Source organism: Sorangium sp. So ce117, assembly GCF_051524395.1.
GTDB lineage: Bacteria > Myxococcota_A > Polyangia > Polyangiales > Polyangiaceae > Sorangium > Sorangium cellulosum_B.
Genome location: NZ_CP150309.1, coordinates 6,469,105 through 6,482,866, shown reverse-complemented (window position 1 = coordinate 6,482,866; position 13,762 = coordinate 6,469,105). Strand labels below are relative to the sequence as shown.

Genomic DNA, 13,762 nt, shown 5'->3' with positions numbered 1-13,762 from the left:
AATTTACGCCGGCCGCGCCGCGCGGCGGTACCCTACGCGCTGAACCGCCTCGTCGATGATCGTGTCGCGCGCCTTGGGATCCACGTCGGCCTCGGGTACCAGCACCAGGCGGTGGGCCAGCGTCGCTTGTGCCATGCCGCGCACGTCGTCCGGCGTGACGAACGGGCGCCCGCCGATCACCGCCGCCGCCTTGGCCGCCTGGACCAGCGCGAGCGTGGCCCGGGGCGATGCGCCGAGCAGCACGCGAGGGTGCGTGCGCGTGAACGCGGTGAGGTTCACCGCGTACTCGTACAGATCGTCCTCGACGTGGATCCTTCGCGCGACGCCCTGCAGCATGAGGAGGTCCTGGACGGAGAGCGTCGCCCGCGCCCGCGGCGCCTCGACGTTGTGCGCGCGGAGCATCGCCACCTCGTCCTTGTGCTGCGGGTAGCCGAGGCTCACGCGGATGAGGAACCTGTCGATCTGCGCCTCGGGCAGCGGGTAGGTCCCCTCGAGATCGATCGGGTTCTGAGTCGCGAGCACCATGAAGGGCGACGGCAGCTCGAAGCGATCGCCCTCGATCGTTACCTGTCGCTCCTGCATGGCCTCGAGGAGGGCCGACTGGGTCTTCGCCGGGGCGCGGTTGATCTCGTCGGCGAGCACGAGGTTCGCGAAGATCGGACCGGGGCGCAGCGTGAAGGTCCCCTCCTTGGGCGACAGGACATAGGTCCCCGTGATGTCGGCGGGCAGGAGGTCGGGCGTGAACTGGATCCGCCGGACCGTCGCGCCCAGCGCGGCCGCGAACGCCTTGACCAGCGTGGTCTTCGCGACGCCGGGGACGCCCTCCAGCAGCACGTGCCCCTGCGCGAGCAGGGCGGTGAGCATCAGATCGAGGGCGCGTGACGAACCGATGTAAACGCGCGTGATCTCTCGCCGGACCGCCTCGATCCGCTCCTTGGCAGCGGAGATTTCGTCGACGGCGACGGCCTGAACCTGGTTCATCGAGCGCCTTTGTCTGAGTGGGGTGGTGCGAGCTTCGCGTCTGTTGGCGACGGAGACGCCGTCGCAGGATCGGGGGGTACGCCGGGGTGACGTCCGCGCGGTGGCTTCCGGCCGTCGGCGCCGCAGGCGGCGAGGACATGCCGGACGACGTCGGCGGCGTGCGAGAGCGCGGGCCTGGACACGTTCGCCGGTTTGCCGGCGACGACGGACGCTTCGACTCGGTACATGGTGCCCAGAACATCCTTGAAGGCCGAGAGGGCTCGCTCGTCAAGAGATCCCTCTCGCGCGACGAGCCGCGTGACCGTCTCCTGCGCCGGATTCGCCTCCAGGCCGAACCGCAAGGACAGCGCCTCGAACAGGGCGCTCTTCAGCTCGAGGAACGCGAGGCCCCGCGGGGAAGAGGGGGCGGCGAGGACGGCGAAGCGCCCAGCTGCGCCTCCCTGCGCGACGAGCGGCGTCGGACGGGCGTACCGGGGGAGCGGGCTCCGGTACGGCCGTGCGGAGGCGCGCGCGGTCCAGATGGCGAGGCCGAGGCCGGCGAGCGCCGCGAGCGCGAGGAGGGCGCCGCCCGGAAGCCCGTCGCGGCGGGCGTCCTCGACGGCGCTCGCGAGCGCCTTGAGCTGCGCGTCGAAGTCCTTTCGGAGCGACGTCTCGCCGCCGAACGAGCTCTCTTCGTCGAAGCGGTTCGCGACGATGTGGAGCCGCCCTCGGCGCGGCTGAGCCCCATCCTCGTCGACCAGGTAACGCGTCAGGCCCGAGGCGAAGGCGCGGTTGCCCGGGTACCTGAGCATCATGTTCATCAGCGCGGACGGGTCGCCCATCGCGAAGAGCCGGCCCTTGCCGACCTGCCCGGCGACGGCGAGGATCACGTCCGGCTCGCTGACAGCGCGGATCCGCAGCACGGGCGAGAGGTTCGGATGCCGGAGGCCGGTCGCGTGGTTCGTGACGAGCCGCTCGACGTGGCTGACGACGGGGTGCCGGCCGACAGAGTGGCCCCCGACCGTGTCGGCGACCGGCTCCGCGATCGCGAGGGAGGGCCGGTTCCGGAGCGCGGCGAGCGGCCGGGCTGGCGTCGGGATGCGCTCGATCTGGAATCGCCGGAGCGTGTCGTCGCCGCGGCCGAAGTCGTCGATGATGGCGAGCCGCCCGCCGGCCTTCATGAAGGAGGTCGTCTCGTCGGCGTCGAGCGTTTGCAGCGGGTGGAGGACCAGGATGCCGTCCTCGGGGCCGACCTGGCTCCAGTCGAGCACGGCGACGGGGTGGACCCTCGCGGCCCCCAGCTCCGCGCGCGCGATCTCGAGAAGCTCCGAGCAACCCTCCCAGCTCGGGTCGTTCACGTCGAAGGCGGCGCCTGCTGCTCGGGCGGGCGCGAGCAGCGCCATCAGTGCGACGAGCGCCGCCAGGAAGGAGCAGGATGTGACCTGCGGCCGCACCGGCCAACGCCGATCTTCCGGAACAAGTTCGGAAGCGGAGCGGGAACCGGAACCAGAACTGGAACCAGAACCCGACCCGGGAACGGATCCTGAGGAGCATGCGTGCGCAAACCACGCGCCGTGCCGCGTCATGAGCGCTGCGAACATACCACTGTCGGCCCGACCGATAACCTTGACCCGCCATCCCACATTGCTAGATTCGCTTCTAAGAGCGGGGTGCTTTCTCGCAGACCTCGTTCCACCAATTCAGCCGAGCACTCTACGAGGTGGAGGGGTTAGTCGATGCTTCCTCCGTTCATCATCGAGCAAATACGGCAGCGCGAAGAAGAGAAGGATCGGTCCAGAAGAGAAGAAATTCGACCGCGCCTCGAGCTGCCGATCGAACGCTACCCCGCACCTCGTCGTCTTCCGGACTCGGAAGAGGACGATCCCAACCGGGGCGTCATCATCCTCGATCTGGGCTGACGCCACGTGTAGCACGCGCTCCCCCGTGAACCCTCTGGAAGCGCTGCTCCAGCAACGTGTCCTGGACGACGTACCTCGACGACGTACCTCCGAGACATTCCCCGTTTTCCTCGCAATTCCACGAAGTTGGCGACCGTGCATGCACGCGGACCTCGGCTCCGCGCTCGCACCGGGCTCGTCCGGCGAGGACGGTTGGCGACTGAGCGCAAGGGGCTTCGAGCAGGCCGAGGGGGCCCGAAAGTTGTCCTCCGCGGACGTGCCCTGCTCGTGCGGGGTTGACCCTCGGCAGGATCTTCGCCTAGGTTGCGCCCCCACTTCTGGCGCCGAGCACTGAACGAGCTACGCTCCGGCGCCTCCAGAGCAGGCCGTGCACAACGTGGGCACGGGCTCTTCCATATCGATCGAGGTTCTACAGATGGCCGTTCATATTCGCCTCGCCCGCGCGGGCACCAAGAAGACGCCCTTCTACCGCATCGTCGTCGCCGACCAGCGCAGCCCGCGCGGCGGCAGGTTCATCGAGCGGCTGGGCACGTACGACCCGCGCAGGACCGAGATCCGCCTCGATGTTCCCCGCGTGAGGCACTGGATCTCGAACGGCGCCCAGCCGACGCACACGGTGGCGCTGCTCCTGAAGCACCCTGGCCTGGCCCAGGCGGCCGCTCCCGCGGACGCCGCGAAGTAGCATGGCCTCGTCGACGTCTCCGCTGGTCGATCTCGTCGCGCTCGTTGCCCGCGCGCTCGTCGATCAGCCGGACCGGGTCGTCGTGCGCGAGGTCGCGGGAGACCGCTTCCCCCGGATCGAGCTGACGGTCGCGCGCGAGGATATCGGCAAGGTCATCGGCAAGGACGGGCGCACAGCGCAGTCGATCAGGACGTTGCTGAGCGCCGCCGCGAGCAAGTCGGGGCGCCGCGCGCACCTCGACATCCTCGACTGAGAAGAGCCCGGACGTGGAGCGACGCTACGTTCCCGTCGCGGATGTCGCCCGTCCGCACGGCGTTCAGGGGGAGCTGCGGTTGCGCCTCTACAACGAGGCGTCCGACCTGCTCCTCACGCGACCTCCGATCAGGCTGCGCCTTCCCGACGGCTCTGCGCGGGACGCGAAGATCGTCGCGACGCGGCCCGTCGACAAGGCGCTGCTCGTGCGGATCGCCGGGATCGACGATCGGGACGCGGCCGAGGCCCTGCGCGGAGCGACGGTGTGCGTCCCTCGGGACGTGTTCGCACCGCTCTCCGAGGGCGAGTTCTACGCCTGCGACGTGGAGGGGGCGCGCGTGATGACGCCCGATGGCGATCTGCTCGGGCACGTGAGGTCGCTCCAGTCGTACCCGACCTGCGATGTGCTCGTCGTGGAGAGGCAGGGCGCAGATTCCATCGAGATCCCGCTGACCGAGAGCTTCGTCAGCAGCGTGGACGCGGAGCGGCAGGTCGTCCAGCTGGCGACGCTGGAAGGCCTCGTCTGAGCCGCCGTTCCACGCAAGGGAGCCCTCCTCGGCAAGTTCGATGCGCATCGACGTAGTCACCCTGTTTCCGGAGCTGTTCGAGGGGTTCCTGGCGATCGGCATGGTCGGGCGCGCGCTCGCGTCGGGGGCGCTCGCCGTGCGGACGCGCAGCCCGCGTGAGTTTGGCCTCGGCCGACACCGGAGCGTGGATGACACGCCTTACGGCGGCGGCTCCGGCATGGTGATGCGCGTCGACTGCATCGTCCGCTGCCTGGAGGCGCTCGACGAAGCCGCCGCCGAAGGCGATGCGTCGAGCGCGCCTCCCGGGGCCGAGGCGACGGCGTCCTCGGGGCCTCTGCCGCGCGCGCACCGGGTGCTGCTCACGCCGCAGGGGCAGCCTTTCCGTCAGGAGAAGGCCATCGAGCTGGCGGCGCGCCCTGCCGTTGCGCTCGTTTGCGGTCGCTACGAGGGGTTCGACGAGCGGGTGCGCGCTTTCGTCGACGAGGAGATCTCGCTCGGCGACTTCGTGATGACCGGCGGCGAGGTTGCGGCGATGGCGGTGATCGATGCGTGCGTGCGCCTGCTCCCAGGGGTGCTCGGAAACGCTGTGTCGGCGGAGCACGAGTCGCACAGCCCCGCGCTGGCAGGGCTCCTGGAGTACCCGCAGTACACCCGTCCCGTGGAGTTCCGTGGGCACAAGGTGCCCGACGTGCTGCAGCAAGGAAACCACGCGGCCATCGCGCGCTGGCGACGAGCGGAGGCCGAGCTGCGGACGGCCCAGCGCAGGCCCGACCTCTGGCGCAAGGCGCGGGGGGGAGAGCCGCCTCCGGACGAGAGCGGCGAGGCGCGGCGATGAGGCTCGCGCTCGCGCTCGTTCACTACCCCGTGCTCGACCGGTCCGGGGAGACGGTGACCACGGCGATCACGAACCTCGATCTGCACGACATGGCGCGGAGCGCGCGCACGTACGGCGCCGAGCGGCTCTTCGTCGTTCATCCGGTCGCCGCTCAGCGCGCGTTGGCAGAGCGGATCAAGGAACACTGGGTGATCGGCTCCGGCAAGCGCCGGATCCCGGATCGCGCGGTCGCGCTCGATGTGCTGAGCGTGGTCCCCAGCCTGGACGACGTGTACTCCGCGCTGAGCGGCGCAGGTCGGCGCGGCGTCGAGGTCTGGACGACCGCGGCGGCCTCGCGAGGGCTCCAGGTGACGAGCTACGCAGCGACCCGCGCGCGCCTCGCGCAAGCGAGCGATCCGGTGGTGATCCTGTTCGGCACAGGCTGGGGCCTCGCGCCAGAGGTCATCGCCGATGCCGACGTCCGGATCGAGCCGATCAGGGCGGAGGCGAGCACCGGCTACAACCACCTGAGCGTGCGCGCGGCGTGCGCGATCACGCTCGATCGGCTGCTCGGCGACCGGAACGCCGGGTGATCTCGCGCGGCGCGCGGTCGTCGAGCGTGGCGTCAGCACCGCCGCGCGCCGTTCCGGTCCATCCTCCTGCGATGAGCGAGCGCGAGGCCGATCGTCCCGCCGGGGAGGCGAGCGCGGCGCGAACGATGCCCGACCGGCTGGTGCGCGAGCAGGCGCTCGCGCTCGGCTTCGACGTCGTGGGCGTCGCGCGCGCCGACGAGCCGCTCGGGGTCGAGCACGCACGGTACCTGGAGTTCGTCGCGCGCGGCATGCACGGGGAGATGGGCTACCTCGCGGAATACGCCGAGCAGCGGCGCCGGCTGGACACCAGCGCGATCCTCGAAGGAGCACGCTCGGTCGTGTGCGTAGGCCGCAGGTATGCGCGGCCCAAGGAGAGCGAGCGGCGCGACCCGCCGCTCGCGCAGAGCGTCGCGCGGTACGCGCGCGGGCAGGACTATCACAACCACCTGAAGCGGCGGCTCCGGCGGCTCGCGGCGTTCATCCGCTCGCTCGCGCCATCCGTGCTCGCGCGGCCGCTCTGCGATGTCGAGCCGGTGATGGAGCGCGTCTGGGCGGCGCGCTCTGGCATCGGTTTCGTCGGCAAGAACGGGCTGATCATCACGCCGGGGCAGGGGAGCTACCAGTTGCTCGGCGAGGTGGTCACCACGCTGGATCTCGTCCCCGACGTGCCCATCGCGGAGCGCTGCGGATCGTGCACGCGCTGCCTCGACGCGTGCCCGACGCAGGCGTTCGACGCGCCGTTCGTGCTCGATCCGCGGCGCTGCATCGCGTACCTGACGATCGAACAGAGGAACGCGCCGGCCGAGGCGCTGCGGTCCGGCATGGGTGAGCACCTCTTCGGCTGCGACGTCTGCCAGGAGGTCTGCCCCTTCAACAGGACGGCGCCCCCGGCCCTCGAGCGCACCGCGCCGTTCCATCCTCTGGCCCGATGGGAAGCGCGGGACGTCGACGACCTCGTGGCGCTCGACGAGCAAGCGTTCGACGCGCTGACCGTCGGGACGCCGGTCCGGCGCGCGCGACGCGGCGGGCTCGCGCGAAACGCGACGATCGTCGCTGCGAACCGGCTGGCGAGCGGCGCAGAGGGCGCGGCGGCAGCGAGCGCGAAGCGCGCGCTCGTCGCGGCGCTCGCCCATGACGACGCCTCGGTGCGCGCCGTCGCGGCGTGGGGGGTGAGCCACGCAGCGGGCGGCGAGCCGGCGAGCCCGGGCGCGCCGAGGCCTGACGGGCCGAACGAGGATCCCGGTGCAGGTTGAGGCGCGCCGCCCGCCGCGATCGCACGCGGCGTGGGAGCGCGGCGGCGCTCGGGCGCTCTTCGCGGGGGCCCGATGATCCGCTACGGTGTGCGCCGGCAAGGCGCCGCGCGCACGAGCACCAACGTGGATCTCCCCTCCAGGCTCCGAGCGCTCCTCGACGATCTACGCCGGCACGATTCCGTCCTCTGGCGGCGGGCGGTCGACGCTGGGGTGACCTACGGCCCGGACCTCCTCGTCCGGCACAGCCCTGCGTTGTTCGGGCTCGTCGTCGGGGCGGTGTTGCCGGAGCAGCGGAGGGCCGTGCGCAGGAACCTGCAGCTGGCGCTGGGCGAGCGGGGGACGCTCGACGAGTACCGCGACGTCGCCCGGGTGTTCATCAACTTCGCCAGCTGTCTCACGGACGCGTTCATCGCGGGCAGCAGCCGGCCCGATCGGCTCACCGGCCTGTGCGTGAACGACGAGCACTTCACGAACGCGTTCCGGCGGGGCCTCGGCGTGATCGTCGTCACGGCGCATACCGGCGGCTGGCAGGCCGCCGCGCCGCTGCTGCGATCGGTGCACGCGGCCGACGTGCTCATCGTGATGCAGCGCGAGCGCGACGAGCGAGCGCAGGCCATCCAGGACGGCACGCGAGATCGGGTCGGCGTACGGATGCAGCACGTTGCCGACGATCCGCTCGCGGTGCTCCCGCTGCTCGCGCACCTCAGGCGGCAGGGCGTCGTGGCCATCCAGATCGATCGCCTTCCGTCCGGGATGCGCGGGCGCGACGTCGAGCTCTTCGGGCGACCCTGGCGCGTCCCGGAGGGCCCGCTTCAGCTCGCGGCGGTCAGCGGCGCGCCGATCGTCCCTGTGTTCACGCGGCGGACCGGCTTCATGGAGTACGAGATCTGCATCGCGCCGCCCATCTCGCTCCCCCGCAAGCCAGGATCGTCCGAGCTCGACGTGGCAGCGCGGCAGATCACGGCGGAGATGGAGCGTTTCCTCCGGGACAACCCGACGCAGTGGTTCCACTTCGAATAAATCAAGGATTTTGCTCCTCAAATGAGAAATCGCGCCGCCGTCGGGCACGCGCTGCATCGGCGCGCAAGGTGGGTTAAGAGTCCGCGCTGATGGCCCGCCTCCTCGTCGGACTGCCCTCGCTCAAGGGCGATATCCAGAAGTACAAAGATCGCTTCGATCTGGTCGAGCTCCGCCCGCTCGATACGTCGCTGCCTCGCGCGACGACGCTGCGCAAATGGCGCAAGGCGGTGCCGCCGGGCTTCGTCTTCAGCGTGGTGCTGCCGCGCGTTGTCGGCGAGCTCGCCGGCGGGCGCGACCTCGACGAGGCGCTCTCGGCCTCGCTCGAGGTGGCGGCCGTGCTGGAGGCGCGGTGCGTCCTCCTCCAGACGCCGGCGTCGCTCCGGCCGACGGCGAGCAACCGCAAGAAGCTCGCGGCGCTTTTCGAGCGCCTGCCGGCCGAAGGGGTCGTGCGCTGCTGGGAGCCCTCCGGCATCTGGGAGCGCGACGACATCGTCGCGACCGCGCGCGCCGCGAAGGTCATCCCGGTGCTCGACGTGGCGCGCGACGCGCCGCCGCCCGGGCCGATCGTCTATACACGGCTGCGCGCGCTCGGGCGGTCCTCGTCGATGGGAGCGGCCGCGCTCGAGCGGGTCGCCGAGCGCCTGCGCGGACGGCGTGAGGTGTTCCTGGTCGTCGAGGGAGACAGCGCGCCGCAGATCAAGTCGCTGCTCGCGGCGGCGCTCGCCCGCACGCCCGATCGCTCGACGGCGTCGGCTGTGGTAAGGCCGACCATGCCCATGCCCAGCACCCTCGTCGCCGAGGACGAGGAGCAGTGATCCGCGGCGCGGCAGCCACCGCGAGCGATTCCTTTGCGGCTTCGGCCGCGCGGGCCGCGCTCGAGTCCTCCGGCAGCGCGATCGACGCGATCGTCGCCGGCTTCTTCGCTGCAGCTGGCGCGCAGCCCGACGTGCTGCTCGCGCCCGCCGTCGCGCTGGCGGCCGGCGTCGGCGTCGGCGCGAGGGCGTTCGATGGACGGGCGATCCAGCCTGGGCGCGGCGCGCCGCGGCCGCGCGGGTTCGTCGATGGGCAGAGCGTCCCGGAGGCCGCGCACGTCGCTGTTCCGCGCTCGCTCGGCATGCTGGTCCTGCTGCATGGCTATCTCGGACGCGCGCGGCTCCGTGAGCTGGTTCGCTCCGGTGTGGTCGCGGCGGAGCGCGCCGGCGCGACCGGGCGCGCCGCGCTGCTCCGCGAGGTCGGCTCGCTCGGCGCGGTGGCGCTCCGGGCGCGCGATGTGGAGCGGGCGCTGCTGGCCGTCGGCGGGCCGGTCGCAGGGGGGACGCTGACCGCCGAAGACCTCGCTGAAGCGGTGCCCGCCGAGGTGGAAGCCGCGTCGACCACGATCGCGGAGGGGGCGACCGCGCTCCAGGCGCCGTGGCCAGTAGGGGATGTGGCGCGACCCACGGACGCCATCGTCGCCTGCGACGGCTGGGGCACGGTCGCAGCGCTCGCCTACACGCGCACCGACGATGGCGTCACCGTCCCTGAGCTCGAGATCGTGCTCGGCCGCGACGCCGTCCCGGTGCGCCGCGGGATCACGCGCCTCGCCCCCGGCACGCCCCTGCCCGCGGCCGCTCCGATCGGGATCCTCCAGCGCGGCGCCTTCGCGGCTGCGATCGCGCTCGCAGGCAAGCCCACGATCGAGGTGAGCGTCCTCACCGCGCTCCTCGGCGGCAACGCGCTCGAAGCTGCCCTTCATGATGTCCGCACGCAGCAGGGCGCCAGCGCCGCCATCGCCGTCCTGCGCGACGAGCGCGACGCGCGCACGGCCAACCTCGCAGCCGGCTTCATGGCGGGGGCAGGGACGCAACCAGCGGAGGGGTGAGCGCAGCGGGCGTCGGTCGGCCGAAGCGGAGATCGGCCGGCCATGCGGCTTCCGTCAGCCGACGCGACGTGGGCCATCGAGGGCGCCGTGGAGGCGCGCTGAGACGGCAGCGAGGTACAGCGAGCCGCTGCGCAACGTGCGCTGCGGCCGGCGCCTGCCAGCTCGCACTGGCTGCATGCGCCGCGTGCCGTCACGCACGCGGCACTTCCAGGGCCGGAGATGGATGGAGGTGAACCCCGAGAGGGGGAGAACAGAGCGCGGCGCGCATCCAGCCGCGAAGCGGCGGCCGACATTCAGGCCGGCCCGCGCGCTGACGCTGGGCCTAGAGCGCGACGCCGTAGCGCTTCGCGTAGGCGACAACGCCGATCTTGTCGATCGTGCGGATGTCGCGCGTCGTGAGGTTGAGCTTCACGAAGCGGTTGAGCTCGGGGACCCAGACGCGCCGGGTCTGGATGTTCACGAGCTGCCAGCGCTTCGTCTTGATGTTGGAGTGGGAGACATTCTGCGCCAGAAGCTTCCGCTTCCCAGTGATGTCGCTCTTCGCCATGACGTCCTCGGTTGGAAGGGGCCCTGTGTCGGTGCCCCGACCGTAAATCGAACCAGCTGGCCGGGCGCACGCCCTGCGCGGGGGAGCAGGGGGGCTCGGGAGCGCGGGAAAGTGAAGGAAGCCGGGGGACATGTCAAGCGTCCTCCGGGGGGGTCATCGCGGCCGCGGGCTGGAAATCTCTGTCGGAGGGGTTGAGCGCGCGCTGACGCTGGCCGGACGCAGCACGGGATGGGGAAGAGCGGGTCGCAACCCGGCCCGGAAGAGCCTGTCCCCTCGGTGTCCCCGACGCCTTACGCGCCTGCTGACGCGCGGCCTAGGTCAGCCACTCGCCGCCAGAGGGCGGACGCCGATCCCGCCCGTCCTTCTCGTTGTCAGGGCGGCGGGAGTGCAGATCGATACGCCGGGCGTCGGCAGCCAGGCGCCAGGCCAGGATCTGGAAAAGGCCGAGGCTCGTGATGGCGGACGTCGCCGCGAACGCAAGGCCCGCGGAGAGCACAATGACGATGTCCCGGGGCGAGAAGGTGTCGAGATGCGCGAGCCTGCCAACGACCAGGTCGGCCGTGAAGGCAAGCACCACAGCGACGGCAAGGATCGACCCGGCGCCCGTCGTCTCCGCACCCATGAACCCGGTAAGGCTGGACAGGACCGCCAGGATCACCAGCAAGGCGCCGAGATGGCCCAGGTGCGGATCGTGCAGAGCCAGCTGTGCGATCGCATGCCCGAAGGATGGGAGCGTGACGAGGAAGGCGGCGACGAGCAGCCACCGCGCGCCGCTGTAGGCCCTGTAGCGAGACCGGAAGACGAGCGCCGCCGGGAGGGCTATCGCCGCGATGGCCCGGGCGGTTCCCCAGCCGACCGCGGTCCCCGAGCTCTGGAGGCCGAGGACGGTCGCGATCGCCCCGAGCACCACCATGGCGACGGCGCGCTGCCGATAACTCACCGACGTGAGCGCGGTGAACAGCGCGACGATGCCCAGGACGAACGCTGGCGGCCCCGCGACAACGCCGTCCGGGCGGAGCCCAGCGATCGACAGGCCGCCGAGCAGAAGGAAGCCGGCGCCCACCGCAGCGCACCAGATCCGCGCCGCGTCCTGCGCTGGACGCATCGGCGCCAGGTCTTCCATGAGCGCTTCGGACGCGAGGAGCGGCTTGGTGACGTGCTCGCGCGTGCTCGGGGGCGCCACCTCGATCGGGATGGCCGGGTTCGACTCGAGGCGCCGAGCGACCGGCGCGACGCTGATCGACGCCGCAGCCGGTCCCTCCTGGGCGGGGTCGGCCGGGCTGTCGCCGGCTGGGGCGCCCTCCGGCTGGGCTGGTGCGGCCTTTTCCCGGTCGGTGATCGCGCGACGGCTCGCTGGCGGGCGGTCGCGGCTCGCCTCTCCGAAAGGCTTTTCCATTGATGGAGCTGGATCAGATCTCACGGGCGTCGAAGGGAGGGCTGCTGCGGAGCTGACCGAGCAGCTCGGCTGAGGTGAGCCGCGCGACCAGGGTGCGCCCGAAGTCTCGCACGGCAGGGAATCCTTGCCCATCCATGGCAAGGGATTGCTCGTCCATGTACAGCCGGCGTGCAATCTCGATTTGCACGGCGTGGACGGCACGGTGCGGTTGGCCGTAGTGCGCGGTGCTGAAGCCCCCTTTATAGGGGTCATCATGGCGCACGGAGAAGCCGCAGGCGCGCGCGTGCTGATCGACCGCGTCGATCACCGCGCTCGCGGCGGTCGTCCGCCCGCGCGTGCCGGGGACGATGTCGGCCCGAGCGATCGCGCCCTCCGCGTGGCCGCGGCGGCCCTGGCTCGGCATCGAGTGCGCGCAGAGGAGGATCGCGAAGCCGAAGCGCTCGCGCTTGCGGGCGAGGAGCGCGCTGAGGGCGCCGTGATAGGGGCGATAGAAGCGGTCGAGCCGGCGCTCCACCTCCTGCCGCGGCAGCCGAGCGGCAAGGATGGGCTCGCCGTCCGTGGTCATGCGCCAGATGAGCCCCCGCGGGTAGGGCGCCCGGCCGCCGCCCTCGACCGCGTCGCCGTCGCAGTCGGTCTCGCTCCGGTTGAGATCGACGACCAGCCGGCTCATCCTGGAGAAGAGGAGCGTCGCCCCCTCGGCCGGAGCGTCCTGGAAGAGCGCGTCGACGTACAAGTCCGCGTCGCGCCCGATGCTGCGCGCCGGCGCGATGGTCCAGGACAGCGACTCTGGGTCCACGTGGACGCCCGCGTGCGGTACCTCGACGAGGACCGGGCTTTCCGCTCCGCGGGGCTCGATGACCTCGAAGGCTGACACCACGGGGCCCACTGTGACGCATTCCGCGTCCGGCTGGAACCAGGACGGGGAGGTGAAACGCCGGAAGGGAGGAAGACGTATTGCCGTTCGGGGCGTTCTGGGTCGATCCGCTCCGGCCCGGCTTTCTGGCGCGCTTCGCCGCTTTCGAAGTACCGTTGGTCGTGGACCTTGCGACCTGGGTGGACGCCTACCTGGATCACCTTCGCGTCGAGCGGGCTCTGGCGCCCCTGACGCTCGAGGCCTACGGCCATGATCTCGCCAAGCTCGTCGCCCATGCCGAGGCGAGCGGCATCACGACCGTCGACGGGCTCGACCAGGCGCTGATCGGCACCTACCTGATCGCGCTCGGCCAGGCGGGCATCAGCGCCAGCTCGGCGGCGCGCCACCTCTCCGCGGTCCGCGGGTTCATCCGCTTCCTGCTCCGCGAGCGCCGCATCGAGCGGGATCCGTGCGCGCTGGTCGAGCGACCCAGGGTCGGGCGACGGCTGCCCAAGGTGCTCTCGTTCGACGAGATCGCGCTCCTCATCGAGGCGCCCGAGCAAGGGACGTTCAAGGGGCTGCGCGATCGCGCGATGCTCCACGTGATGTACGCGGCCGGCTTGCGCGTCAGCGAGGTGGTGCGCCTCAAGCTCTCGGACATCGACCGGCGCAAAGGGATCGTGATGGCGCTTGGCAAGGGGGGGAAGCGGCGGCTCGTGCCGCTCGGCGAGCCGGCGCTCGCGGCCATCGACGCCTACCTGGAGCTGCGCGCGACGCACCCGCGGAGCGCGGCGAGCCAGGTGCTGTTCCTCTCGCCGCGCGGCGGGCCGCTCACCAGGCAGGCGGTGTGGAAGCTCCTCGGCGGATATGCGCGCGCCGTGGGCATCGCCAAGCCGAGCTCGCCGCACAAGCTCCGCCACTCGTTCGCGACGCACCTGCTCGAGGGGGGCGCGGATCTCCGGAGCGTCCAGGCGCTCCTCGGTCATGCGAACGTCGTGACGACCGAGATCTACACGCACCTCGCCGACGACCACGTGCGCGCCGCGTACCGTCGGGCGCACCCTCGCGCGTGAGCGCGCGCAAGA

The 13,762-nt window shown here is 71.5% G+C and carries 16 protein-coding genes; 11 read left to right on the top strand and 5 right to left on the bottom strand.

The window, feature by feature from the left end:
• Positions 1 to 3 precede the first annotated feature (3 nt).
• Positions 4 to 981 (bottom strand): AAA family ATPase, encoded by a 978-nt coding sequence (locus tag WMF46_RS24210; RefSeq protein WP_437910849.1) that lies wholly within the window; start codon positions 979 to 981, stop codon positions 4 to 6.
• Positions 978 to 2,414, bottom strand: coding sequence for a DUF4350 domain-containing protein (locus WMF46_RS24205; protein ID WP_437987753.1), 1,437 nt, complete (start codon positions 2,412 to 2,414; stop codon positions 978 to 980). The genes WMF46_RS24210 and WMF46_RS24205 overlap by 4 nt, the downstream gene beginning before the upstream one ends.
• A gap of 282 nt (positions 2,415 to 2,696) precedes the next feature.
• Between WMF46_RS24205 and WMF46_RS24200 the strand changes: the two genes are divergently transcribed.
• From WMF46_RS24200 to WMF46_RS24155, 10 genes are all read left to right on the top strand, one after another.
• Positions 2,697 to 2,879 (top strand): hypothetical protein, encoded by a 183-nt coding sequence (locus WMF46_RS24200; RefSeq protein WP_157906850.1) that lies wholly within the window; start codon positions 2,697 to 2,699, stop codon positions 2,877 to 2,879.
• Between the two features lie 415 nt (positions 2,880 to 3,294).
• Positions 3,295 to 3,561: a 30S ribosomal protein S16 gene (gene rpsP, locus WMF46_RS24195; protein WP_012237071.1), complete on the top strand. Its 267-nt coding sequence runs from the start codon at positions 3,295 to 3,297 to the stop codon at positions 3,559 to 3,561.
• A 1-nt stretch (position 3,562) separates the two neighbouring features.
• Positions 3,563 to 3,814: a KH domain-containing protein gene (locus tag WMF46_RS24190; protein ID WP_012237070.1), complete on the top strand. Its 252-nt coding sequence runs from the start codon at positions 3,563 to 3,565 to the stop codon at positions 3,812 to 3,814.
• A gap of 13 nt (positions 3,815 to 3,827) precedes the next feature.
• Positions 3,828 to 4,340 (top strand): ribosome maturation factor RimM, encoded by a 513-nt coding sequence (gene rimM, locus WMF46_RS24185; protein WP_437555126.1) that lies wholly within the window; start codon positions 3,828 to 3,830, stop codon positions 4,338 to 4,340.
• Positions 4,341 to 4,380: 40 nt separating this feature from the next.
• Entirely contained in the window at positions 4,381 to 5,175 is a 795-nt protein-coding gene (gene trmD / locus WMF46_RS24180) for a tRNA (guanosine(37)-N1)-methyltransferase TrmD (protein ID WP_437987752.1), read from the top strand.
• Positions 5,172 to 5,747: an RNA methyltransferase gene (locus WMF46_RS24175; RefSeq protein ID WP_437987751.1), complete on the top strand. Its 576-nt coding sequence runs from the start codon at positions 5,172 to 5,174 to the stop codon at positions 5,745 to 5,747. The genes trmD and WMF46_RS24175 overlap by 4 nt, the downstream gene beginning before the upstream one ends.
• 71 nt (positions 5,748 to 5,818) lie before the next feature.
• Positions 5,819 to 7,000 carry a tRNA epoxyqueuosine(34) reductase QueG gene (gene queG / locus WMF46_RS24170; RefSeq protein WP_437987750.1) on the top strand — a complete coding sequence of 394 codons (1,182 nt, stop codon included), beginning with the start codon at positions 5,819 to 5,821 and terminating at the stop codon, positions 6,998 to 7,000.
• A gap of 72 nt (positions 7,001 to 7,072) precedes the next feature.
• Positions 7,073 to 8,020, top strand: a complete 948-nt coding sequence (locus tag WMF46_RS24165) for a lysophospholipid acyltransferase family protein (RefSeq protein ID WP_437555122.1) — start codon at positions 7,073 to 7,075, stop codon at positions 8,018 to 8,020.
• An 89-nt stretch (positions 8,021 to 8,109) separates the two neighbouring features.
• On the top strand, positions 8,110 to 8,835 hold the full coding sequence (locus WMF46_RS24160; RefSeq protein ID WP_437719293.1) for a DUF72 domain-containing protein: 726 nt from the start codon (positions 8,110 to 8,112) through the stop codon (positions 8,833 to 8,835).
• Positions 8,832 to 9,881 carry a hypothetical protein gene (locus WMF46_RS24155; RefSeq protein WP_437987749.1) on the top strand — a complete coding sequence of 350 codons (1,050 nt, stop codon included), beginning with the start codon at positions 8,832 to 8,834 and terminating at the stop codon, positions 9,879 to 9,881. Before WMF46_RS24160 ends, WMF46_RS24155 begins: the two co-directional genes overlap by 4 nt.
• Before the next feature lie 322 nt (positions 9,882 to 10,203).
• Here WMF46_RS24155 and rpmB read toward each other — a convergent pair whose 3' ends face one another.
• From rpmB to WMF46_RS24140, 3 genes are all read right to left on the bottom strand, one after another.
• Positions 10,204 to 10,428 carry a 50S ribosomal protein L28 gene (gene rpmB / locus WMF46_RS24150; RefSeq protein WP_012237062.1) on the bottom strand — a complete coding sequence of 75 codons (225 nt, stop codon included), beginning with the start codon at positions 10,426 to 10,428 and terminating at the stop codon, positions 10,204 to 10,206.
• A 313-nt stretch (positions 10,429 to 10,741) separates the two neighbouring features.
• Entirely contained in the window at positions 10,742 to 11,824 is a 1,083-nt protein-coding gene (locus WMF46_RS24145; RefSeq protein ID WP_437987748.1) for a hypothetical protein, read from the bottom strand.
• Positions 11,825 to 11,837: 13 nt separating this feature from the next.
• On the bottom strand, positions 11,838 to 12,701 hold the full coding sequence (locus tag WMF46_RS24140) for an N-formylglutamate amidohydrolase (protein WP_437987747.1): 864 nt from the start codon (positions 12,699 to 12,701) through the stop codon (positions 11,838 to 11,840).
• Positions 12,702 to 12,778: 77 nt separating this feature from the next.
• Between WMF46_RS24140 and xerD the strand changes: the two genes are divergently transcribed.
• Positions 12,779 to 13,750: a site-specific tyrosine recombinase XerD gene (xerD, locus tag WMF46_RS24135; protein ID WP_437987746.1), complete on the top strand. Its 972-nt coding sequence runs from the start codon at positions 12,779 to 12,781 to the stop codon at positions 13,748 to 13,750.
• Positions 13,751 to 13,762: the final 12 nt, after the last annotated feature.